The following is a 21,312-nucleotide window of genomic DNA, read 5'->3' on the forward strand; positions in this document are numbered from 1 at the left end:
CGTCGGTGGTGTGGCCGGATCAGGCGTCGGCGGATGCCTCGGCGAGCCAGGCGAAGGCGTCGTCGAGCTGCGCCTTGTACTCGAGGCCGATGGGACCTGCGTAGCCGAGCTCGCGGCTGCGGGCGATCCACCGCTCGAGCGGGAGGGCGCCCGTGCCGGGGGCGCCGCGGCCGGGGTCGTCGGCGATCTGGATGTGCCCGAAGCGGGCGGCGTGCGCCTCAATGACTGCGGCGACGTCGTCGCCGTTCACGGCGAGGTGGTAGAAGTCGGCGAGGAGGGCGAGGTTCGAGGCATCCGGTACCCGTGCGATGGCGGCGAGCGCGTCGGCCGCCGTCAGCAGGGGGTAGCGCGGCGCGCCCGAGACGGGCTCGACGAGCACGGTGCCGCCGATGCGGGCGACGCCGGCGGCCGCAACGGCGAGGTTCTCGGCGGCGGTCTCGTCCTGCGCGGCCGGGTCGACGCCGTCGAGGCGGTTGCCGTAGAGCGCGTTGAACGCGGGGGTGCCGAGGGCCTCGCCGATCGCGGCGACGGCGTCGACGTTGTCGCGGAACTCGGCCTCGCGGCCGGTCCAGGAGACGAGGCCGCGGTCGCCGGCGGGCATGTCGCCGGCGAAGAAGTTCAGCCCGGTCAGCTGCACGCCGGCATCGCGGATCGCGGCGATGAAGGCGTCGGCGTCGCGGTCGGCCGGCACGGCGCCGCCGAACGGCCACCAGAACTCGACCGCGTCGAAGCCCGCGGCCTTGGCGGCGGCGGGGCGCTCGAGCAGCGGGAGCTCGGTGAGGAGGATCGAGCAGTTCACCGTGTACGTCATCGTCGCGAACCCTTCATGTTTCCACTATTCGGAAGAATACTTTTGCTGTGTGAAAGCGTAGGTGAGGGCTCCCGCGACGTCAACCCCTTCGCGAGCTCATGACGCGCGACCACGACGAAGCGCCCGGCGAAGGGAGTCTGCTTCGCCGGGCGCTCCGGACGCCCCGGCCGGGAGTCACCCGGCGCGGAGCTGGTCCCCGCTGCCCAGGGGGCGCGGGAGTCGGGTCAGGTGAGCCGGATCTGCCGGTTCACGTCCTTGTAGAGCAGGTAGCGGAACGGCCCGGGGCCGCCCGCGTAGCAGGCCTGCGGGCAGAACGCCCGCAGCCACATGAAGTCGCCGGCCTCGACCTCGACCCAGTCGTCGTTCAGCCGGTAGACCGCCTTGCCCTCGAGTACGAAGAGCCCGTGCTCCATGACGTGCGTCTCGGCGAAGGGGATCACCCCGCCCGGCTGGAACGTCACGATGTTCACGTGCATGTCGTGCGCGAGGTCGTCGGGGTCGACGAAGCGGGTCGTGGCCCAGGCGCCGTCGGTGTCCGGCATCGGGCGCGGCGCGACATCCTGATCCCGCGTGACGAAGGAGGCGGGCGCGGGGATGCCGTCGACCGGCTCGTACGCCTTGCGGATCCAGTGGAAGGAGACGAGCTCCGCGCCCTCGTTCGCGATCGACCACTCGGCGCCGGCCGCGAGGTAGGCGTAGCCGCCCGCGCCGAGCACGTGGCGCTCGCCGCCGAGCGTCAGCACGAGCTCGCCCGCGGTGACGAAGACGACGCCCTCGACGCCGGCCTCCGGCTCGGGCCGCTCGGCCCCGCCGCCGGGCGCGATCTCGACGATGAGCTGCGCGAAGGTCGTCGCGAAGCCCGCGATCGGGCGCGCGATGATCCACGAGCGGGTGCCGGTGAAGCCCGGCAGATTGCTCGTCACGATGTCGCGCAGCACCCCCTTCGGGATGACGGTGTACGCCTCCTTCACGACCGCGCGATCGGTGAGGAGCTCGGACTGCGCGGGCAGTCCGCCCGCCGGGGTGTAGTAGCTCATGCTGAGGCTCCCTGGGTCGAAGAGGCGGAGGCGGCGGCGAGCCGCGGGTGCGCGAGCGCGACGAGGCCCGCCCGCTGCACACCGGCGTCGGCGGCGGCCTCCTCGGCGGAGACCGCGCCGCACTCCACCCCGCGCAGCACGAAGTCGGCGAGCGCGCGAGCCGTCGCGGGCTCGTCGAGCACGGCGCCGGGGGTCTGCTCGAGGTAGGCGCGGAGGCGGGCGGCCGCGGCCGGGTAGCCCTCGCGGAAGAAGGCGTAGCTCGCGAGGTACCGCGTCGGCAGCTGGTGCGGGTGCAGGTCCCAGCCCTGGTAGTAGCCGCGCTCCAGCGAGCGCCGCACGAGCCGCGCGTGCAGCGCCCACGCCTCCGCGGTGCGCTCACCGAGGGGCAGCACGTTCGTGGAGCCGTCGGAGAGGCGGATGCCGGTGCCCGCGACGGCGAGCTGCATGACGCCCTTCGCGAGGTCGGCGGCGGGGTGCTCCATGGACTGGTAGCCGGCCGCGATCTGCAGCGAGGCGCTGTAGTCGTAGGTGCCGTAGTGCAGGCCCGTGATGCGGCCGGGCGCGGCGTGCGGCAGCTGCGCGACCGGCGAGCGGCCGTCGGCGCCGAGCACGAGCTGCGGCGTCTCGACCTGCACCTCGAAGCGGATCCGGCCCTCGGCGAGGCCGTGCACCCGCTCGAGCTCGGCGGCGAGCGCCGCCATCGTCTCGACCTGGGCGACGGTCGTCACCTTCGGCAGGGTGAGCACGAGCCCGTCGGGCATCCCGCCGCCCTCGACGAGGGCGGTGACGAAGAGGTCGAGGGTGCGGATGCCGCGAGCCCGCGTCGGCCGCTCGAAGCACTTGAAGCGGATGCCGAGGAAGGGCGGCGCCGTTCCGGCGGCGACGGCGTCGAGCACGCGCCGGGCGGCGAGCACGGCGTCGGCGTCCTCGGCCTCGTCACCGCGGTCGCCGTAGCCGTCCTCGAAGTCGAGGCGGAGATCCTCGATGGGCTCCCGCTCGAGCTTGCGGGCGACCCGGGGCGCGAGCTCCGCGGCGAGCGCGGCGTCGAGGCCCGCGACGACGGCGACGGCCTCGAGGCCGCCCGCCTCGTCGGCGGCGGCGAGGGCGGCGGCCCCCCACTCCGCCGGGAGCGCGGGGGTGAAGCGGTCGGCCGGCACGTAGACGGTGTGCACGGGCTGCCGGGACCCGTCGTCGCCGGGGTAGCCGCGGTCGAGCAGCTCGTCGGTGGCGGCGAGGCGGCGCTCGGCGTCGGCGAGCGCGGCGGCGCCGAGGGCGGTGCCCATCAGCCCTCCAGGAGTTCGTAGGCGGGCAGGGTGAGGAAGTCGACGAAGCCGTCGTCGAGGCAGAGCTCCTCGACGAGGCGGGCGGCGGGCTCGTAGAAGCGGGCGAAGCGCTCGGCGTCCACCTGCTCGCGCAGGGCGGCGACCTCCTCGGCGAGCACGGTGCGGACGAGCTCGGGCGTGACCTGCCGACCGGTGTCGGCGAGCTCGACGCCGTTGCGCAGCTGCTGCCACACCTGCGAGCGGGAGATCTCGGCGGTCGCGGCATCCTCCATCAGGTTGTGCAGCGCGACCGCGCCGTCGCCGGAGAGCCAGACCGCCGTGTACGCGACGGCGACCGAGAGGTTCAGCCGGAGCCCGGCCTCGGTCACCCGGCCGGGGGCGGATGCCGCGTCGAGCAGCTGCTCGGCGGTGACCGCGACCTCGGGGCGCTGCCGGTCGAGCTGGTTCGGGCGGCTGCCGAGCACGCCGTCGAACACCTCCCGGCAGACCGGGACGAGGTCGGGGTGGGCGACCCAGGAGCCGTCGAAGCCGTCCTCGGCCTCGCGGGTCTTGTCGGCGCGCACCTTCTCGAAGGCGGCGCGGGTGACCTCGAGGTCGTTGCGGTTCGGCACGAAGGCCGCCATGCCGCCCATGGCGAAGGCGCCGCGGCGGTGGCAGGTCTGCACGAGCAGCTCGGTGTAGGCGCGCATGAACGGAGCCGTCATCGAGACGTCGGCGCGGTCGGGCAGCCCGAAGGCGGGACCGGCGTCGCGGAACACCTTGATGAAGCTGAAGAGGTAGTCCCAGCGGCCGGCGTTCAGGCCGGAGGCGTGCTCGCGCAGTTCGTACAGGATCTCGTCCATCTCGAACGCGGCCGGGATCGTCTCGATGAGCACGGTCGCGCGCACGGTGCCGCGCGGCAGTCCGAGCTGCTCCTGGGCGAAGACGAAGACGTCGTTCCAGAGCCGGGCCTCGAGGTGGGACTCGAGCTTCGGCAGGTAGTAGTACGGGCCGTGGCCGTTTTCGAGCAGGGGCTTCGCGGTGTGGAAGAAGTGCAGCCCGAAGTCCACGAGCGAACCGCTCGCCCGCTCGCCGTCGATCAGCACGTGCCGCTCCGGGAGGTGCCAGCCGCGCGGGCGGGTGACGACCGTCGGCCGCTCGACGTCGTTGCGCAGGGCGTACTGCTTACCCTGCGGCGAGGTGTACGCGAGGGTGCCGCGGGCGGCGTCGAGGAGGTTCCGCACGCCGGCGACGACGTTGTGCCAGGTGGGGCTCGCAGCGTCTTCGAGGTCGGCGAGCCAGACCTTGGCGCCGGAGTTCAGCGCGTTGATCGCCATCTTCGGTGGGGCCGCGGGGCCGGTGATCTCGACCCGGCGGTCGAGGAGGGCGGGCGGCGCGGGGGCGACGCGCCACTCGGATTCGCGCACCTCGCGGGTCTCGGGGAGGAAATCGAGCCGCCCGCTCGCCGCGGCCCGCTCGCGTCGTTCGCCGCGGGCCGCGAGCAGCCCCAGCCGGCGCGCCGCGAAGCGGTGGTGCAGCGCCTCGACGAAGGCGAGGGCCTCGGCCGAGAGGATCTCGTCGCCCCCCTCGACGTCGGTGGGGGTGGTGATCTCGATGGTCATGCGGCTGCTGCTCCTTCGCGGCTCGACGCGGTCCGCTCATCATCGCGTATGCACCGAGCGTCCCAAAAGTTTTCGCATTATGGACGTTAATGTTTGCTTTACGGAAACACAAGCCTCCGATGGCCGTCGTGACGCCAGCGCCCGCCTCACGGCGCCCCGCTCACGGCGGGGCCGTGCGGTATCTTGTGTCCACCCGCGTTTTCCGCGATGCGGATACTCGCCCCCGAGATGCAGAACCGAGGAGCCCCGGCATGGCCGAAGCTGAAGGCGTCAAGTCCGTCGCGCGGGTCTTCGACCTGCTCGAACTCATCGCCGACGCGGGCGGCGACGTCACGCTGAGCGAGCTGTCGACGATGGCCGAGCTGCCGCTGCCGACCATCCACCGGCTGCTGCGCACCCTCGTCTCGCTCGGCTACGCCCGCCAGCTCGCGAACCGCCGGTACGCGCTCGGCCCGCGCCTCGTGCGCCTCGGCGAGGTCGCGAACCGCCAGTTCGGGCAGCTCGCCCGGCCCCAGCTCAAGGGCCTCGTCGAACGCCTCGGCGAGACCGCGAATCTCGCCACCCTCGACGGCGACCGCGTCATCTACGTCTCCCAGGCCCCCTCGCCGCACGCCATGCGCATGTTCACCGAGGTCGGCCGCCGCTCGTACCTGCACTCCACCGGCGTCGGCAAGGCCATCCTCGCCGAGCTCGACGACGAGCAGGTGCGCGAGATCGTGGGCCGCACGGGCCTGCCCGCCGAGACGGAGCGCTCCATCACCACCCTCGAGGCGCTGCTCGCCGACCTCGCCGAGATCCGCGCGCGCGGCTACGCCATCGACGACGGCGAGCAGGAGATCGGCGTGCGCTGCTACGCCATGGCCGTGCCCGGCGCGCCCGTGCCGACGGCCGTCTCGGTCTCCGGGCCGATCGCCCGGGTCGACGAGGACTTCGCCGCCCGGGCCATCCCCGTGCTCCGCGAAGCCGTGCGCGAGATCGGCGCGCTCGCCGCCGCGGCCTGAGCCGCCGCCCGGCTCTTCACCCTCGACCATCGCCCGGGCGTTCCTTCGGCGACCCCGCACGCACTGCCCCTGCCGGATCGCGCCCGAGTCGCGTAGTATCCATATCCGTTCTGCGAAAACCGGATTCCGGATCGCAAGAACTGCCGGCTCGGCGAGCGGTACCCTGGAGGTGCCTGCCGCTGCGCAGGCGCGGTGCGAGGTGGGGCCACCGGGGCCCCGGTGCCGCAGGCGTCGACGCTGACGCCGGACCCGAGGAGTTTCGACATGGAACACCACGCCGTGACCGTCAACGGGCGCTCCCGCCCGCTCGACGGCGTCCCCGCCCACGCGACCGCCCTCGACTGGCTGCGCGACACCGGCCTCACCGGCAGCAAGGAGGGCTGCGCCGAAGGCGAGTGCGGCGCCTGCGCGATGCTGCTCGCCGCCCCAGCCGACGACGGCGGCACCGCCTGGACCGCGGTGAACGCTTGCCTCGTGCCCGTGCACGCCCTCGCCGGCCAGGAGCTCGTCACCGCGGAGGGCCTCGGCTCCCCCGAAGCCCTGCACCCCGTGCAGGAGAAGCTCGCCGAGGCCGGCGGCTCCCAGTGCGGCTACTGCACCCCGGGCTTCGCCTGCAGCATGGCGGGCGAGTTCTACCGTGCGGATCGGGTCGCGCAGGATGCCTCCGCCGAGCCCTGCCCCGTGCACGACGGCGCTCCGAGCGCCGCCGCCCCGAACGACCCGGACAGCGCCGCCGACGCCGAGCACGGGCCGAACGGCTTCGACCTGCACTCGCTGAGCGGCAACCTCTGCCGCTGCACCGGCTACCGGCCGATCCGCGACGCGGCCTACACGCTCGGCTTCCCCGAAGCCGGCGACCCGCTCGCCGAGCGCCGCGAGCGGCCGGCCCCCGTCGCCGTCCCCACCGACTACGCCCATGAGGGCGCCCGCTTCGTGCGCCCCGCCTCGCTCGCCGAGACGCTGGCGATCCTCCGCGACGACTCCGACGCGCTCCTCGTGGCCGGCTCGACCGACTGGGGCGTCGAGGTGAACCTCCGCGGCCGCCGCGCGCCGCTCGTCGTCGCCATCGAGCAGCTCGAAGAGCTGCGCACGCTGCACCTCGGCGACGACGTCGTGGAGATCGGCGCGGCGCTGCCGCTCTCGGACGTCGAGCGCCGCCTCGACGGCCGGGTGCCCCTGCTCGCGCAGCTCTTCCCGCAGTTCGCCTCCCGGCTGATCCGCAACCGCGGCACGATCGGCGGCAACCTCGGCACCGGCTCGCCCATCGGCGACACCCCGCCGGCCCTCCTCGCCCTCGGCGCCCGCGTCGTGCTGGCGAAGGCGGACGAGGCCGGCGCGGTCGTCGAGCGCGAGGTCGAACTCGCCGAGTACTTCACCGGCTATCGCCAGACGGTGCGGGAGCCGGGCGAGCTCATCCGGGCCATCCGCATCCCGCTGCCGCTCGCCGGACTCACCGCGTTCCACAAGATCGCCAAGCGCCGATTCGACGACATCTCGAGCGTCGCCGTCGCGTTCGCGCTCGACGTGGACGACGCGGGAACCGTCGCCGCCGCGCGCATCGGCCTCGGCGGTGTCGCCGCCACGCCGCTCCGCGCCTACGAGGCCGAGCAGGCGCTCGTCGGCAAGCCCTGGGACCTCGCCACCGTGCGCGCCGCCTCCGCGGTGCTGCGCGAGACCGGCACGCCGATGAGCGACCATCGGGCGAGCGCCGACTACCGCAGCGCGATGCTCGGCACCGCCCTCTTGAAGCTGTACGCCACCTCCCGCGGCTCCAGTCGCGGCATCCGGACGGAGGTCCCGGCATGAGCGCCCTCGCCGACCGCCCCGCCGACCCGGTCGTCGGGCTCCGCGCCGCGCACGAGAGCGCCGCGCTGCACGTCACCGGCGCGGCGATGTACACCGACGACCTCGCCGCCCGCGACCACGGGGTGCTCACCGCCTGGCCGGTGCAGTCGACGAACGCGCACGCGCGCGTCACGGTCGATGTCGCCCCCGCCTACGAAGTGCCCGGCGTCGTGCGCGTGCTCACCGCCGCCGACGTGCCCGGACTGAACGACGCGGGCATCAAGCACGACGAGCCGCTGTTCCCGAGCGAGGCGATGTTCCTCGGCCACGCCCTCGTCTGGGTGCTCGGCGAGACGCCCGAGGCCGCCCGTCTCGGCGCCGCCGCCGTGCGGGTCGAGTATGAGCCGCTACCCTCGCTCATCACGGTGCGCGACGCCATCGCGGCGGAGTCGTACCAGGGCATCGCCCGCACCGTCGCCCGCGGCGACGCGGCCGCCGCCCTCGCCAAGGCCCCGCGCATCTTCTCGGGGGTCACCGAGTTCGGCGGGCAGGAGCACTTCTACCTCGAGACGCAGGCCTCCTACGCGATCCGCGACTCCGAGGGCCAGTACTTCGTGCAGTGCTCGACGCAGCACCCCTCCGAGACGCAGGAGATCGTCGCGCACGTGCTCGGCGTGCCCTCGAACGAGGTCACCGTGCAGCAGCTGCGCATGGGCGGCGGCTTCGGCGGCAAGGAGATGCAGCCGCACGGACTCGCCGCGATCGCCGCGCTCGGCGCGAAGCTCACCGGCCGGCCGGTGCGGCTGCGGCTGAACCGCACCCAGGACCTGACGATGACCGGCAAGCGCCACCCCTTCCACATCGAGTGGCGGGCGGGCTTCAGCGAGGACGGCTTCATCCAGGCGCTCGAGGCCACGCTCACCGCCGACGGCGGCTGGAGCCTCGACCTCTCCGAGCCCGTGCTCGGGCGTGCGCTCTGCCACCTCGACAACGCCTACTGGATCCCGAACGTGCACGCGCACGGCCGCATCGCGAAGACGAACAAGACCTCGCAGACCGCGTTCCGCGGCTTCGGCGGCCCGCAGGGCGTCTTCCTCATCGAGGACATCCTGGGCCGGGTCGCCCCCGAGCTCGGCATCGAGGCGGCGACCCTCCGCGAGCAGAACTTCTACCGGCCCGGCCAGGCCACCCCATACGGGCAGACGGTGAAGGACGCCGAGCGGATGCCCCGCATCTGGAGCGAACTCAAGGCCGAGAGCGAATTCGACGCCCGGCGCGCCGGGATCGCCGCGTTCAACGCCGCCCACGAAGACCGCAAGCGGGCGCTCGCGATCACCCCGATCAAGTTCGGCATCTCCTTCAACTTCGCGGCGTTCAACCAGGCGGGCGCGCTCGTGCACGTCTACAAGGACGGCTCGGTGCTGATCAACCACGGCGGCACCGAGATGGGCCAGGGCCTGCACACGAAGATGCTGCAGGTCGCCGCGACGGCGCTCGGCCTCGAGCTGCACCAGGTGCGGCTCGCGCCCACCCGCACCGACAAGGTGCCGAACACCTCCGCGACCGCGGCGAGCTCCGGCGCCGACCTGAACGGCGGCGCGGTGAAGAACGCGTGCGAGCAGATCCGCGAGCGGATGGCGAAGGTCGCCGGGCGCCTCCTCGGCGTCGACGAGCGCGACGTGCGCTTCTCTGGCGGAGTCGTCACCGGCCTGGGCAACCGCGAGCAGCGGCTGAGCTTCGCCGAGGTCGCCGAGGCGGCGTACCTGCAGCGGGTGCAGCTCTGGGCCGCCGGCTACTACCGCACCGAGGGGCTGCACTGGAACCCCGACGTCATGCAGGGCTCGCCGTTCAAGTACTTCGCCTACGGTGCGGCCGCGAGCGAGGTCGAGGTCGACGGCTTCACGGGCGCCTACCGCGTGCGCCGGGTCGACATCGTGCACGACGTGGGCGACTCGCTCTCTCCCATGCTCGACATCGGGCAGATCGAGGGCGCGTACGTGCAGGGTGTCGGCTGGCTGACGCTCGAGGAACTGCGCTGGGACGAGAGCGACGGCCCCGCGCGCGGCCGCCTGCTCACCCAGTCCGCGTCGACGTACAAGCTGCCGAGCTTCTCCGAGATGCCCGAGGTGTTCAACGTGCGGCTCTTCGAGGACGCCCGCGAGGAGGGTGCCGTCTACGGTTCGAAGGCCGTCGGCGAGCCGCCCTTCATGCTCGCCTTCAGCGCTCGGGAGGCGCTGCGCGAGGCCGTCGCCGCGTTCGGCCCCGGCGGCCGCGCGGTCGAGCTCGCCTCGCCCGCGACGCCGGAGGCCGTGTTCTGGGCGGTCGAAGCGGCGCGGGCGGCCGGTGCACCCGCCGCGGCCGTCGCGCAGACGGATGCCTCGCGCGAGCTCGTCGGCGCGGACTGACGGGACCCGGATGGATTGGCTCGACGCGCTGCAGCGGCTCCGCGAGGCGCGGACGCCCGGGGTCATCGTCACGATGGCGATGGTCCGCGGGCACGCGCCGCGGAACGGCGGCGCGAAGATGGTCGTCTCCGCCGACGGCCTCTTCGGCACCGTCGGCGGCGGCAACCTCGAGGCGACGGCCGTGCGCCGCGCGCGGGAGCTCCTCGCCGCGGGCGCGGCCGAGCCGGAGCTGCTCACGCTGACCCTGAGCGACAAGGCGAACGCGGAGTACGGCGTGCAGTGCTGCGGAGGAGAGGTCACGATGCTCTTGGAACCCGTGCGCACGGTGCCCGCGGTCGCCGTCTTCGGCGTCGGCCACGTCGGCCTCGAGCTCGCCCGCCTGCTGGCGAGGCATCCGCTCGAGCTCCACCTCGTCGACTCCCGCCCGGAGATGCTCGCCGCCGAGCGGCTCGGCGAACCGGGCCGCAGCGGCCCCCTCGGCGACGCCGTCGCGGAGGTCCGGGTGCACCACGCGCCCGTGCCCGAGGCCGCCCTCGCCGAGCTGCCGCCCGGCGCGCACGTGCTCGTCATGACCCACGACCACGTCGAGGACCTTGCGATCGTCGAGACCGCGCTGCGGACGCCCGGCATCGGCTCGATCGGGCTCATCGGCTCGCGCTCCAAGTGGGCGCGGTTCCGTGGCAAGTTGCACGAGCTCGGCCACGACGACGCGGCGCTCGCGCGGGTCACGACGCCCATCGGCATCGACGGCATCGGATCGAAGCTGCCCGCCGCGATCGCCGTGAGCGTCGCCGCGCGGATGCTGCAACTCATCGAGGCGGCGGAGGGATCGGACGACCTGGCGTCGACGGACGCGGCCGAGGAGCGCGCCGAGTGAGCGCCGCCCGCTCGGCCCTCGTCACCGGCGCAGGCAGCGGCATCGGCCGCGCCTGCGCCCGCGCGCTGCTCGGGGCGGGCTGGAACGTCACGCTCGCCGGGCGCCGCCGCGCGCCCCTCGAAGAGACCGCCGCCGGCTCCGGGACGGCGCTCGTCGTCCCCGCCGACGTCACCGAGCCCGGTGACGTCGAGCGGCTCTTCGCCCGGCACGACGAGCGCTTCGGCCGGCTGGACCTGCTCTTCAACAACGCGGGAACGTTCGGGCCGAGCGCCGACGTCGGCGGGCTTGACGAGGCCGAGTGGGCGGCGACCCTCGCGGTGAACGTGACGGCGGCGGTGCGCTGCGCGGGGGCCGCGTTCCGCCGGATGGCGGCGCAGCATCCTCCCGGCGGCCGCATCGTGAACAACGGCTCCGTCTCGGCGCAGGTGCCCCGGCCCCGCTCGGCCGCCTACACGACCACGAAGCACGCGATCGCGGGGCTCTCGAAGTCGATCGAGCTCGACGGCCGGGCGCACGGCATCACCTGCACCGAGCTCGACCTCGGCAACGCCCGCACCGAACTCGTCGCCGGCCTCGTCGGCGACGGGGCCCTCCAGGCCGACGGCCGCCGCCTCGTCGAGCCGACGATGGCCGCCGACGACGTCGCCCGGCTCGTGCTCGCCCTCGCCGAGCTGCCGCTCTCGGTGAGCGTGCCGCAGCTCACGGCGACCGCGGCGGGCATGCCATTCATCGGCCGCGGCTGAGCGCGCCGGCGCCGAGGCATCCGCCGTCAGCTCAGCCGGCGCCCCCGCATGATCGCGAGCGGGAGCGTCGCGAGCGACAGCGCCGCCGCGCAGAGGAACGCGACCGGGAACGAGAAGCCCGCCGCGATCGTGCCGACGAGCACGGCGCCGAAGCCGGTGCCCGCGTCGAAGCCGATGTTCCACACCATGCTCGCGAGCAGGGTGTCGCGCGGGCCGACGGCGGCGAACGCCTCGCCCAGCGTGAGGTTCTGCAGTCCCCCGTAGCCGAGGCCGACGAGGGCGGCGCCGACGAGCAGGGCCCAGTCCGCCGGTGCCGCGGCGTCCACGACGCCCCAGGCGGTGATCGCGAGGCCCGCGGTGGTGGCGAGCACGAGCGGCCAGAGCAGCGGCCGGGCGCCGAATCGGTCGGCCGGCCCGCCGATGAGCCAGCGCGAGAGCGCCGCGAGGCCCGTGAGCAGCAGCAGCGCGGCGGCCGCGAGCAGCTGGTCGCCGGCGAGCTGGGGCAGGAAGGTGATCAGTGCGCCGCCCGCCACGGTGACGGCGAGGAGCAGCGCGACCGGGCGGAACAGCACGGCGGCCGCGGCGAGCGGGCCGTGCGAGGCGTGCGCGTGCTCGGCCGGGTGCGGCGGCTTCGCGGCGAGGTGCTTGGCGAGGCGGAGCGCGGCGGGGATGCCGAGCACGGGCAGCACCGCCACGGCGAACACCGGGGCGTAGCCGAGGTGCTCCGCCACCCAGGGTGCGAGCGGCAGCAGCACGAGCTGGGGCCCGGCGATCGCGAGCCCCCACGCGCCGATGGCCCGGCCGCGACGGGCCGGCTCGATGAGCTCGGGTACGGCGCTGCCGCCGGCCACCGTGAGCACGGCGAAGCCGAGACCGCGCACCGCGGACCAGACGAGGATGACGGGCAGCTCGGTCGAGGCGAGCATCGCCGGGGCGGGGAGGCCGAGGAGGAGGAGCCCCACCACGAGCACGGGCGCCCAGCCGAAGCGGCGCAGTGCCGCCGGCACCATCGTCTGCCCGGCCACGGTCGCGAGCATCAGCACGCCCGTGACGAGCCCGGCGCCGGCCACGTCGGCGCCGCCCGCGACCGCCCAGAGCGGGGCGACCGGCATGAGCACGGCGAAGCCGGAGAAGCCGAGGGCCGTCATCGAGATGAGCGCGGGCATCCCGGGCGCCCGCCACACCGATCCTGCGCCCGGTCCGTTCGTGGTCAAATCCTCTTCACCGTTCCCTTCCGATCCATCCCACCACGACAGCGGGGCGTGTGACGGCGGCGGCGTGCGCTGCGCGGCGGACGCGAGCGCGCCCCGGCCGGGAGTGCCGGCCGGGGCGCGTCGAACGTCGGGCTCAGCCCGCGATGAGGCTCTCGATCGGCCCGCGCACGAAGTAGAGCGCGAAGCCGGCCGCGACGACCCACATCAGCCAGTGCACCTTGCGCGCCCGGCCCGACGCCGCGTTCACGAGCGCCCAGGAGATGAAGCCGACCCCGATGCCGTTCGCGATCGAGTAGGTGAGCGGCATCGTCACGATCGTGAGGAAGGCCGGCAGAGCGACCGCGAACTTGTCGAACTTGATCTCGCGGATCTGCCCCATCATCATCGCGCCGACCACGACGAGCGCGGCCGAGCCGACCTCGATCGGCACGACGAGGGTGAGCGGCGTGAGGAACATGGACAGCAGGAACAGCAGCCCGACGACGACCGAGGCGAGCCCGGTGCGCGCGCCCTCGCCGATGCCCGAGGCGCTGTCGACGTAGACCGTGTTCGAGGAGGTCGAGGTCGCGCCGCCCGCGATGGCGCCGGCACCCTCGACGATGAAGGCGGCCCGCAGCCGCGGGAAGGTGCCGTCCTTGTGGGCGAGCCCGGCGTTCTTCGCGAGCCCCGTCATCGTGCCCATCGCGTCAAAGAAGTTCGAGAACACGAGGGTGAAGACGAGCATCGTGGCCGAGAGCGCGCCGATCCGGCCGAAGGCGCCGAACACGTCGAACTGCCCGACGAGCCCGAAGTCGGGCACCGTGAACAGGGCGGTGGGCAGCTCGGGGATGGTCATGTGCCAGCCGTTCGGGTCCTCGAAGGAGGGACCGAGCTTCAGCAGTGCCTGGGCGATGATCGCGACGATGGTGGTGACCACGATGCCGATCAGGATGCCGCCCGGCACCCGGCGCGCGACGAGGATGCCGATCAGCACGAGGCCGAGCAGGAAGATGAGCGTCGGCACCGAGGTGATCGAGCCGGCGTCGCCGAGCTGCACGGGCGGGCCGCCCGGCGTGCGGTTGACGAAGCCCGAGTCCACGAAGCCGATGAAGGCGATGAACAGGCCGATGCCGACGGTGATCGCCGCCTTCAGCGCCTGCGGCACCGCCCGGAAGATCGCGGTCCGCGCGCCGGTCGCCCCGAGCAGCACGATGATGACGCCGTTGATCACGACGAGGCCCATCGCCTCCGGCCAGGTGACCTGCCCCACGACCGAGACCGCGAGGAAGGAGTTGATGCCGAGGCCGGCCGCGATGGCGAAGGGCAGCCGGGCGAAGACGCCGAAGAGGATGGTCATGAGGCCGGCGGTGAGGCCCGTCGCCGCGCCGACCTGGGCGGCGTCGAGTGCGTTGCCGGCGACGTCCTCCGAGCCGCCGAGGATGAGCGGGTTCAGGATGACGATGTACGCCATCGTGACGAAGGTGACGATGCCGCCGCGGATCTCGCGCCCGAAGGTGGAGCCGCGCCGGGTGATCTCGAAGAAGCGGTCGATCGCGTTCTTCGGCTCGCCGTCGACCGTGGTCGTCGCGCCCGTGGGCAGCGGGTCGGGGATCGGCGTGGCGGTGCTGTCGGTGTGCTGGGTCACGTTCGGCTCCGCTCAGTACTCGATGCGGGTGGCGGTGTGCTGCCACTCGGTGAAGGGGGCGACCCGCTCGGCGGGCGGCAGCTCGATGTCGGTGACCGGCATGACGGCGCGGTCGGCGTCGTCGCCCTCGAAGTAGCGGTAGAACACGGCGTCGTCGAAGCCGGCGTCGGCCGCGTCGTGGCGGCTGGCCGCGAAGTAGACGCGGTCGATGCGCGCCCACAGCGAGGAGGCGAGGCACATCGGGCAGGGCTCGCAGCTCGTGTAGAGCACGGCGCCGGAGAGGTCGAAGTCGCCGATGCTCTGGCAGGCGGCGCGGATGGCGGAGACCTCCGCGTGCGCGGTGGGATCGAGGTTCGCGGTGACCCGGTTGACGCCCTCGAAGACGCGGCCGTCGGCGGTGACGACGATGGCGCCGAACGGGCCGCCGGAGCGGCGCACGTTCTCGGTCGCGAGCGCGACGGCTCGGGCGAGGTACTGGGCGGGCGTCGGCGCGGCGCCCTGGGGGCCCGTGTCTGCCGGAGTGGTGGTACCGAGCGATTCCATGAAAAGCATCCTTGCTCTCGGAGTCCGACCGGTCGGCTCGGCCAGCGGCGCCGGTTCGGCGCCGTCGTGATCGTCGTCGATCCGTTCGGGTCTGCTGGGCTTTGGCACCGGGCGGCTTCGTGGCGGGCCCGGCGACTGGTCGAGGCTAACAGCCGCCCCTGCCCCGGTCTACACGTTTTTGGAAGTTTGATTCTGAAATACGGAAACCTTGCTTGCAGGTCCGCAGATGCGGAACTATGGTCACTGTTATGGCGCAGTATCGGATCAGTGAGGCCGCCGATCTTCTCGGCGTGAGCGACGACACCGTTCGGCGATGGGTGCAGGAGGGGCTGCTGAGCGTCTCGAAAGACGACGCCGGCCGCCAGGTCGTGCCCGGTCGCGAGCTCGCCGCGAGGGCGCAGGCCGTCGCGGCGACCATCACCGACCGGTCCCATGTGCGCCGCAGCGCCCGCAACCGCTTCGTCGGTCTCGTCACCAAGGTCGAGATCGCCGGGCTCATGGCCCAGGTCGAGCTGCAGTGCGGCCCGAACCGGGTCGTCTCCCTCATGTCGGCCGAGGCCGCGCGCGAGATGGAGCTCGAGATCGGCTCGCGCGGCGTGGCCGTGGTCAAGGCGACCACGGTCATCATCGAGACGGAAGAGGATCCCTCGTCGTGACTCTGCAGCACCGCACGTCCCGCAGCACCCGCAGCCCCCTCCCCGCCAGCCACCGCCGCTCGAGCCTCGCTCGAGCCGGGGTGGCCGTCGCCGCCGCGGCCCTCCTCGCCGGCTGCGCGAGCGGCGCCCCCACCGAGGCGAGCCCGACCGCGAGCGCGGGCGCCGGGGAGCGAGCGCTCACGGGCGAGCTCACGATCTACGCGGCCGCCTCGCTGAGCGGCGCCTTCGACGAGCTCGCCGCGCAGTTCGAGGCCGAGCACCCTGGCCTCGACGTCGTGCCCATCACCTACGACGGCTCCTCCGTGCTCGCCACACAGCTCATCGAGGGCGCGCCCGCCGACGTCTTCGCCTCGGCCGACGAGAAGAACATGACGAAGGTGCTCGACGCCGGCCTCGCCGAGTCCGCCGACGACTTCGCCACCAACGTGCTCCAGATCGCGGTCGCCCCCGGCAACCCGCTCGGCGTGGACGGCCTCGACGCCCTCGCCGACGGCGCCACGACGACGGCCGACGGCCGCCCCGCGACGGTCGTGCTCTGCGCCCCCGAGGTGCCCTGCGGCGCCGCCTCGCAGACCCTCATCGACGCCGCCGGCCTCAGGCTGACCCCCGCGAGCGAGGAGCAGAACGTCACCGCTGTGCTCACCAAGGTGAAGTCCGGCGAGGCCGACGCGGGGCTCGTCTACGTCACCGACGTCGAGGCCGCAGGCGACGCGGTCGAGGGCGTGCGGATCGCGAACGCCGCCGACGCGACGAACGTCTACCCGCTCACCGCGCTCACCGCCGCCCCCAACCCGGAGGCGGCCGCCGCCTTCGTCACCTTCGTCACCTCGAAGGCCGGGCAGCAGGTGCTCGCCTCCTTCGGCTTCGGAGCGCCGTGACCCGAGCCGCGCACGCGCCCCGCGACGGCACCGCCGCCGCGGGGCGCTTCCCCGGCTGGCTGTACCTGCCGGCCGGCCTCGGCGCCGCGGTGCTGCTGCTGCCGCTCGCGGCGCTGCTCGTGCGGCTCGACTGGGCGGGTGTGCCCGCCGCCATCACCTCCCCCGCGGCGCTGCAGGCGCTCGGGCTCTCCCTCGCGACCGCGAGCTGGGCGACGCTCGCGTGCATCGTGCTCGGCGTCCCGCTCGCCCTCGTCATCGCCCGGAGCCGGCCCGGAGTCGCCGCGGCGCTCCGCACCCTCGTGACGCTGCCCCTCGTGCTGCCGCCGCTCGTCGGCGGCATCGCCCTGCTCGCCCTCCTCGGCCGCACCGGGCTCTTCGGCGAGGTGCTCGCGGTCTGGGGCATCCGCATCCCCTTCACGACCGCCGCCGTCGTCATCGCCCAGGTCTTCGTCGCCCTGCCCTTCCTCGTGATCTCCGTCGAGGGCGCCCTGCGCACCGCCGGCACCCGCTTCGAGGGCGTCGCGGCCGGCCTCGGCGCCGGCCGGTTCACCGTCTTCCGCCGGATCACCCTTCCCCTCGTCGCTCCGGGCCTCCTCGCCGGCGCCGTGCTCTGCTTCGCCCGGGCGCTCGGCGAGTTCGGCGCGACCGCGCTGTTCGCCGGCAACGCCGCCGGCACGACCCGCACGATGCCGCTCGCGATCTACACGGCCTTCAACGGCGCCGGGGTCAGCGAGGACACCGCGATCGCGCTGTCGCTCATGCTCATCGCCGTGGCGATCGCGGTGCTCGTGCTGATGCGCGGCTGGCGAGCGGACGCCCCGCGATGAGCGCCGCACCGCAGCGCCGGGCGGATGCCTCGGACCGGCCGGCCGCCGGCGCCGGACTCGTCGCCGAGCTCGAGGTCGAGCGGGGCGGCTTCCGGCTCGACGCCGCCGTCGCGGTCGGCCCCGACGAGGTGCTCGCCGTGCTCGGGCCGAACGGCTCCGGCAAGTCGACGATGCTCGGCGCGATCGCGGGGCACGTCCCCCTCGACCGCGGCGAGGTCCGCATCGGCGGGCGCCTCCTCGGCGGCGCCGGCGCGCGCGAGGTCCCGCTCGCGGCCCGCCGCGTCGGCCTGCTCGGCCAGCAGGCGCTGCTGTTCCCGCACCTCAGCGCACTCGAGAACGTCGCCTTCGGCCCGCGGGCCCAGGGGGCCGGCCGCCGGGAGTCGCGCGCCGAGGCCGCCGCCTGGCTCGAGCGAGTCGGCCTCGCCGGCTTCGAGCACCATCGGCCGGCCGAGCTCTCCGGCGGGCAGCAGCAGCGCGTCGCGCTCGCACGCACGCTCGCGGCCAAGCCGGCGGCGCTGCTCCTCGACGAGCCGTTCGCGGCGCTCGACGTCGAGGCGGCGGCGGGCATGCGGCGGCTCGTCCGCGAGCATCGGGCGGCGCTCGGCATCCCCATGCTGCTCGTCACTCACGACCCGCTCGACGCGCTCGTGCTCGCCGGACATGCGGCGATCCTCCAGGCCGGCCGCCTCGTCGACGAGGGCCCGATCGCGCGCGTGCTCGGGCACCCCCGCACGCCGTTCATCGCCGCCCTCGCCGGGGTGGACCTCGTCGAGGGCGTCGCGCTCGACGCGGCGACGGTGCGGGCGAGCGGCGGCCTCGTGCTGCGCGCGGCGGAGCCGGCCGGGCTCGTGCCCGGCGCGCGCGCCTCCGCCGTGTTCGCCCCCGGTGCGGTGCACGTGGCACCGGGCGCGGCCCCCGCGAGAGGCGGGGACGCCGAGGCGAACCACTGGTCCGGCACCGTCGCGAGCCTCGAGCCCACGGGCGGCGGCGTGCGCATCGTCACCGCCGAACACCCCGGCGTCGCCGTCGACGTGCCGACCGCTGCGGCCGTCGCGCTCGACCTCGAAGCGGGCGCGGCCCTCGCCTTCCGGATCGAGGCCGCCGACGTGTCGCTGCGCCCGCTCGACTGACGGAGCCCTCCCGGGGCGGTGTTACGGTAGACGCCCACGAGGGGGTGACGATGACGATCACGACGCCGGCGCGAGCCGGGACGGGCGGAGCCAGGCGGCTGCCGGCCTCCGGCGAGCTGCCCGATCGGCTCGGCCGCCCCATGCGGGACCTGCGCATCTCGATCACCGACCGCTGCAACTTCCGCTGCGTCTACTGCATGCCGAAGGCCGTGTTCGGTCGCGACTACGCCTTCCTCGACCGCGACGAGCTGCTGAGCTTCGAGGAGATCGTGCGGATCGCCCGCGTGGCCGCCGCGCACGGCGTCGAGAAGCTGCGGCTCACCGGCGGCGAGCCGCTGCTGCGCCGCGGCGTCGAGGAGCTCGTGGCCCGGCTCGCCGAGCTGCGCACCCCCGACGGGCGTCCGCTCGAGCTCGCCCTGACCACGAACGGCGCCGCCCTCGCGGTGAAGGCCCGGGCCCTCCGGGACGCCGGACTCACCCGGGTCACGGTCTCGCTGGACTCGCTCGACGACGCCAAGTTCCAGGAGATGAACGACGTGCGCTTCCCGGTGGCTCGGGTGCTCGCCGGCATCGACGCCGCGCACGAGGCGGGGCTCGGCCCGATCAAGCTGAACATGGTCGTCAAGCGCGGGCTGAACGACGACGAGGTCGTCGCCATGGCCCGGCACTTCAAGGGCACGCCCTACACGCTGCGCTTCATCGAGTACATGGACGTCGGCACCTCGAACGGCTGGGACCTCGCCGAGGTCGTCCCCTCCGCCGAGATCGTCGAGCGCATCGGCACCGAGCTGCCCCTCCTGCCCGTCGGGCGCTCCGCCCCCGGCGAGACCGCGGCGCGCTGGCGCTACGCCGACGGCGAGGGCGAGATCGGCGTCATCTCGAGCGTGACGAACGCGTTCTGCGGCACCTGCAACCGCGCCAGGATCTCGACCGAGGGCCGGCTCTTCACCTGCCTCTTCGCGAGCGAGGGCCACGATCTGCGGGCGATCCTCCGCGGCGGCGCCGACGACGCCGAGCTCGCCAGGGCCATGGGGGCGATCTGGGGCGCGCGCGACGACCGGTACTCCGAACTGCGGGCGACGCTCACGCCCGAGCTGCGGGCCGCCCGGCCGAAGATCGAGATGAGCTACATCGGCGGCTGAGGCGGCGGCAGCCCGGTCGCCGGGGCCGCTCCTACAGGCCGACCCACTCCGAGACGCCGTCGTCGAAGTGCTGCCGCTTCCAGATCGGCACCTCCTGCTTCACCAGCTCGACGAGCCGCTCGCACGCGTCGAAGGCCTGCGCCCGGTGCCCGGCGCCGGCCGCCGCGACGAGCGCGACATCGCCGATCGCGAGATCGCCGACGCGGTGGGCCGCGGCGACCGCGAAGCCCGTCTCCTCGCGGATGCGGCGCACGCAGTCGGCGAGGAAGCGCTCGGCCTCGGGGTGGCCGCGGTAGTCGAGGGCCCGCACCGCCCGCCCGCCGTCGTGGTCGCGCACGACGCCGTGGAACACGACGACCGCGCCCGAGGCGTCGTGCTCGACCGCCCGGCGCACCGCGTCCGCGTCGAGCGGGTCCTCGGAGACGACGGCGTAGAGCTCGCTGGGGTCGGGCACGGTGGGCTCGGGCTCGGTGGGCTCGGGCTCGGTGGGCTCGGATCGGGGCATCGCTGGCTCGCTTCCGCTGCGGTTCATCGGGTCTGCGTGGGTCGTCTGCTGAGGTACTCTGCGCCGAGCGCGGCGAAGCGGTCGAGGCCGCCGTCGAGCGAGACGACGTCGGCGTGCCCGCGGGCGGTGAGCGCCGCGGCGGCCCGCGCCGAGCGCATGCCGAGCTCGCAGTACACGACGAGCGGGCCCGGCGCGGCCGCGGGCTCCGCGCCGCCGAGCAGTTCCCCGAGCGGCACGAGCTCGCTGCCGGCGATCCGCCGCAGTTCGGCTTCGCCGGGCTCGCGCACGTCGAGCAGGCGCAGCGCCTCGCCGGCGCGCAGCCGGCGCAGGAGCTCCGCGGCCGAGATCGCCGCGGCCGCGGCATCCGCGGATGCCTCCCGAGGAGGCAGCCCGCAGAAGCGCTCGTAGTCGACGAGCCCCGTGATCTCGGCGGCGTCGGGGTCGGCGCCGTAGGCGATCTCGCGGCTGCGCCCGCTCAGCGCGTCGTAGCTCAGCACCCGTCCGAGCAGCGGCTCGCCGATCCCCGTGACGAGCTTCACGACCTCGCTCGCGAGCATCGCGCCGATCGTGAGGCAGAGCGTGGGCAGCACGCCGCCGAGCTCGCAGGAGGGCACGTCGCCGGGCGCGGGCGGCGTCGGGAACAGATCGCGGTAGCCCGGCCCGTGCCCCCGCCAGGCGACGCCGAGCTGGCCCTGGAAGCGCAGGATCGCGCCCCACACGAGCGGCACCCCCGCGAGGTGCGCGGCGTCGTTCGCGAGGTAGCGGGTGGGGAAGTTGTCGCTGCCGTCGACGACGAGGTCGTAGTCGGCGAGGATGCCGGGCAGGTTCGCCGCCGTCAGCCGCACCCGGTGCCGCACCACCCGGCACTCCGGGTCGATCGCCGCGACCGTGTCGGCGAGCGAGTCGACCTTCGGGCGGCCGAGGTCGGCGACGCCGTGGCTGAGCTGCCTCGGCAGGTTGCTGAGCTCGACGTCGTCGTCGTCGGCGATGCCGATCGTGCCGATGCCGGACCCGGCGAGCGCGGGCACGACGGCGCTGCCGAGGCCGCCGGCGCCGATCACGAGCACGCGGGCGGCGGCGAGCCGGCGTTGCGCGTCCTCGCCGTAGCCGGGCAGCATGAGCTGACGGCTGTGCCGGTTCACGCGCGCGGCGCTGAGCGGCGCGCCTGGCGCGACGAGCGGCTGGGTCATCCGGTCAGTGTACTCGCGGAGCTTTTCCGCGTGACGGATGCCGGATTCCGCCGTCGGGTA

At 74.2% G+C, this 21,312-nt stretch carries 19 protein-coding genes; 10 read left to right on the forward strand and 9 right to left on the reverse strand.

Annotated elements, in window-relative coordinates; translation table 11 throughout:
* Positions 1 to 19: 19 nt before the first annotated feature.
* From QSJ60_RS15445 to aceB, 4 genes are all read right to left on the reverse strand, one after another.
* Entirely contained in the window at positions 20 to 811 is a 792-nt protein-coding gene (locus tag QSJ60_RS15445) for a hydroxypyruvate isomerase family protein (RefSeq protein WP_285464288.1), read from the reverse strand.
* Between the two features lie 224 nt (positions 812 to 1,035).
* Positions 1,036 to 1,848 carry a bifunctional allantoicase/(S)-ureidoglycine aminohydrolase gene (locus tag QSJ60_RS15450; RefSeq protein ID WP_285464290.1) on the reverse strand — a complete coding sequence of 271 codons (813 nt, stop codon included), beginning with the start codon at positions 1,846 to 1,848 and terminating at the stop codon, positions 1,036 to 1,038.
* Positions 1,845 to 3,131 (reverse strand): DUF6986 family protein, encoded by a 1,287-nt coding sequence (locus tag QSJ60_RS15455; protein WP_285464291.1) that lies wholly within the window; start codon positions 3,129 to 3,131, stop codon positions 1,845 to 1,847. Before QSJ60_RS15455 ends, QSJ60_RS15450 begins: the two co-directional genes overlap by 4 nt.
* Positions 3,131 to 4,732, reverse strand: a complete 1,602-nt coding sequence (gene aceB, locus QSJ60_RS15460; RefSeq protein ID WP_285464292.1) for a malate synthase A — start codon at positions 4,730 to 4,732, stop codon at positions 3,131 to 3,133. Before aceB ends, QSJ60_RS15455 begins: the two co-directional genes overlap by 1 nt.
* A gap of 251 nt (positions 4,733 to 4,983) precedes the next feature.
* On the opposite strand from aceB, the gene QSJ60_RS15465 reads away from it, so the two are divergent.
* The 5 genes from QSJ60_RS15465 (at position 4,984) to QSJ60_RS15485 (ending at position 11,543) form a co-directional block, all read left to right on the forward strand.
* Positions 4,984 to 5,733: an IclR family transcriptional regulator gene (locus tag QSJ60_RS15465; RefSeq protein WP_230764274.1), complete on the forward strand. Its 750-nt coding sequence runs from the start codon at positions 4,984 to 4,986 to the stop codon at positions 5,731 to 5,733.
* A gap of 264 nt (positions 5,734 to 5,997) precedes the next feature.
* Positions 5,998 to 7,539, forward strand: coding sequence for a xanthine dehydrogenase small subunit (locus QSJ60_RS15470; RefSeq protein WP_285464293.1), 1,542 nt, complete (start codon positions 5,998 to 6,000; stop codon positions 7,537 to 7,539).
* A complete protein-coding gene (gene xdhB / locus QSJ60_RS15475; RefSeq protein ID WP_285464295.1) occupies positions 7,536 to 9,923 on the forward strand; it encodes a xanthine dehydrogenase molybdopterin binding subunit in 2,388 nt (795 codons plus the stop codon). The genes QSJ60_RS15470 and xdhB overlap by 4 nt, the downstream gene beginning before the upstream one ends.
* A gap of 10 nt (positions 9,924 to 9,933) precedes the next feature.
* Positions 9,934 to 10,800 (forward strand): xanthine dehydrogenase accessory protein XdhC, encoded by an 867-nt coding sequence (xdhC, locus tag QSJ60_RS15480; protein ID WP_285464296.1) that lies wholly within the window; start codon positions 9,934 to 9,936, stop codon positions 10,798 to 10,800.
* A complete protein-coding gene (locus QSJ60_RS15485) occupies positions 10,797 to 11,543 on the forward strand; it encodes an SDR family oxidoreductase (protein ID WP_285464298.1) in 747 nt (248 codons plus the stop codon). The genes xdhC and QSJ60_RS15485 overlap by 4 nt, the downstream gene beginning before the upstream one ends.
* 26 nt (positions 11,544 to 11,569) lie before the next feature.
* On the opposite strand, the gene QSJ60_RS15490 is transcribed toward QSJ60_RS15485, so the two are convergent.
* From QSJ60_RS15490 to QSJ60_RS15500, 3 genes are all read right to left on the reverse strand, one after another.
* On the reverse strand, positions 11,570 to 12,709 hold the full coding sequence (locus QSJ60_RS15490) for an MFS transporter (RefSeq protein ID WP_285464299.1): 1,140 nt from the start codon (positions 12,707 to 12,709) through the stop codon (positions 11,570 to 11,572).
* Positions 12,710 to 12,890: 181 nt separating this feature from the next.
* Positions 12,891 to 14,348, reverse strand: coding sequence for an NCS2 family permease (locus tag QSJ60_RS15495; protein WP_189085994.1), 1,458 nt, complete (start codon positions 14,346 to 14,348; stop codon positions 12,891 to 12,893).
* Positions 14,349 to 14,393: 45 nt separating this feature from the next.
* A complete protein-coding gene (locus tag QSJ60_RS15500) occupies positions 14,394 to 14,924 on the reverse strand; it encodes a nucleoside deaminase (RefSeq protein WP_285464301.1) in 531 nt (176 codons plus the stop codon).
* 248 nt (positions 14,925 to 15,172) lie between these two features.
* Here QSJ60_RS15500 and QSJ60_RS15505 point away from each other — a divergent pair, with 248 nt between their 5' ends.
* Genes QSJ60_RS15505 through moaA form a run of 5 tightly spaced genes read left to right on the forward strand, consistent with a single transcriptional unit; the run spans position 15,173 to position 19,557 of the window.
* Positions 15,173 to 15,580: a TOBE domain-containing protein gene (locus QSJ60_RS15505; RefSeq protein WP_285464303.1), complete on the forward strand. Its 408-nt coding sequence runs from the start codon at positions 15,173 to 15,175 to the stop codon at positions 15,578 to 15,580.
* Complete coding sequence (modA, locus tag QSJ60_RS15510) at positions 15,577 to 16,458, forward strand: molybdate ABC transporter substrate-binding protein (protein WP_285464305.1); 882 nt, start codon at positions 15,577 to 15,579, stop codon at positions 16,456 to 16,458. The genes QSJ60_RS15505 and modA overlap by 4 nt, the downstream gene beginning before the upstream one ends.
* A complete protein-coding gene (locus QSJ60_RS15515; protein ID WP_502871393.1) occupies positions 16,455 to 17,285 on the forward strand; it encodes an ABC transporter permease in 831 nt (276 codons plus the stop codon). The genes modA and QSJ60_RS15515 overlap by 4 nt, the downstream gene beginning before the upstream one ends.
* Positions 17,282 to 18,415 (forward strand): ABC transporter ATP-binding protein, encoded by a 1,134-nt coding sequence (locus QSJ60_RS15520; RefSeq protein WP_285464307.1) that lies wholly within the window; start codon positions 17,282 to 17,284, stop codon positions 18,413 to 18,415. Before QSJ60_RS15515 ends, QSJ60_RS15520 begins: the two co-directional genes overlap by 4 nt.
* A gap of 50 nt (positions 18,416 to 18,465) precedes the next feature.
* Entirely contained in the window at positions 18,466 to 19,557 is a 1,092-nt protein-coding gene (moaA, locus tag QSJ60_RS15525; protein WP_285464309.1) for a GTP 3',8-cyclase MoaA, read from the forward strand.
* 31 nt (positions 19,558 to 19,588) lie between these two features.
* Here moaA and QSJ60_RS15530 read toward each other — a convergent pair whose 3' ends face one another.
* Positions 19,589 to 20,062 (reverse strand): molybdenum cofactor biosynthesis protein MoaE, encoded by a 474-nt coding sequence (locus tag QSJ60_RS15530; RefSeq protein WP_285464310.1) that lies wholly within the window; start codon positions 20,060 to 20,062, stop codon positions 19,589 to 19,591.
* A 23-nt stretch (positions 20,063 to 20,085) separates the two neighbouring features.
* Positions 20,086 to 21,252 (reverse strand): ThiF family adenylyltransferase, encoded by a 1,167-nt coding sequence (locus tag QSJ60_RS15535; protein WP_285464311.1) that lies wholly within the window; start codon positions 21,250 to 21,252, stop codon positions 20,086 to 20,088.
* Positions 21,253 to 21,312 lie beyond the last annotated feature (60 nt).

Source organism: Agromyces sp. NBRC 114283 (assembly GCF_030268405.1).
In the GTDB taxonomy this organism is placed as follows: domain Bacteria; phylum Actinomycetota; class Actinomycetes; order Actinomycetales; family Microbacteriaceae; genus Agromyces; species Agromyces mediolanus.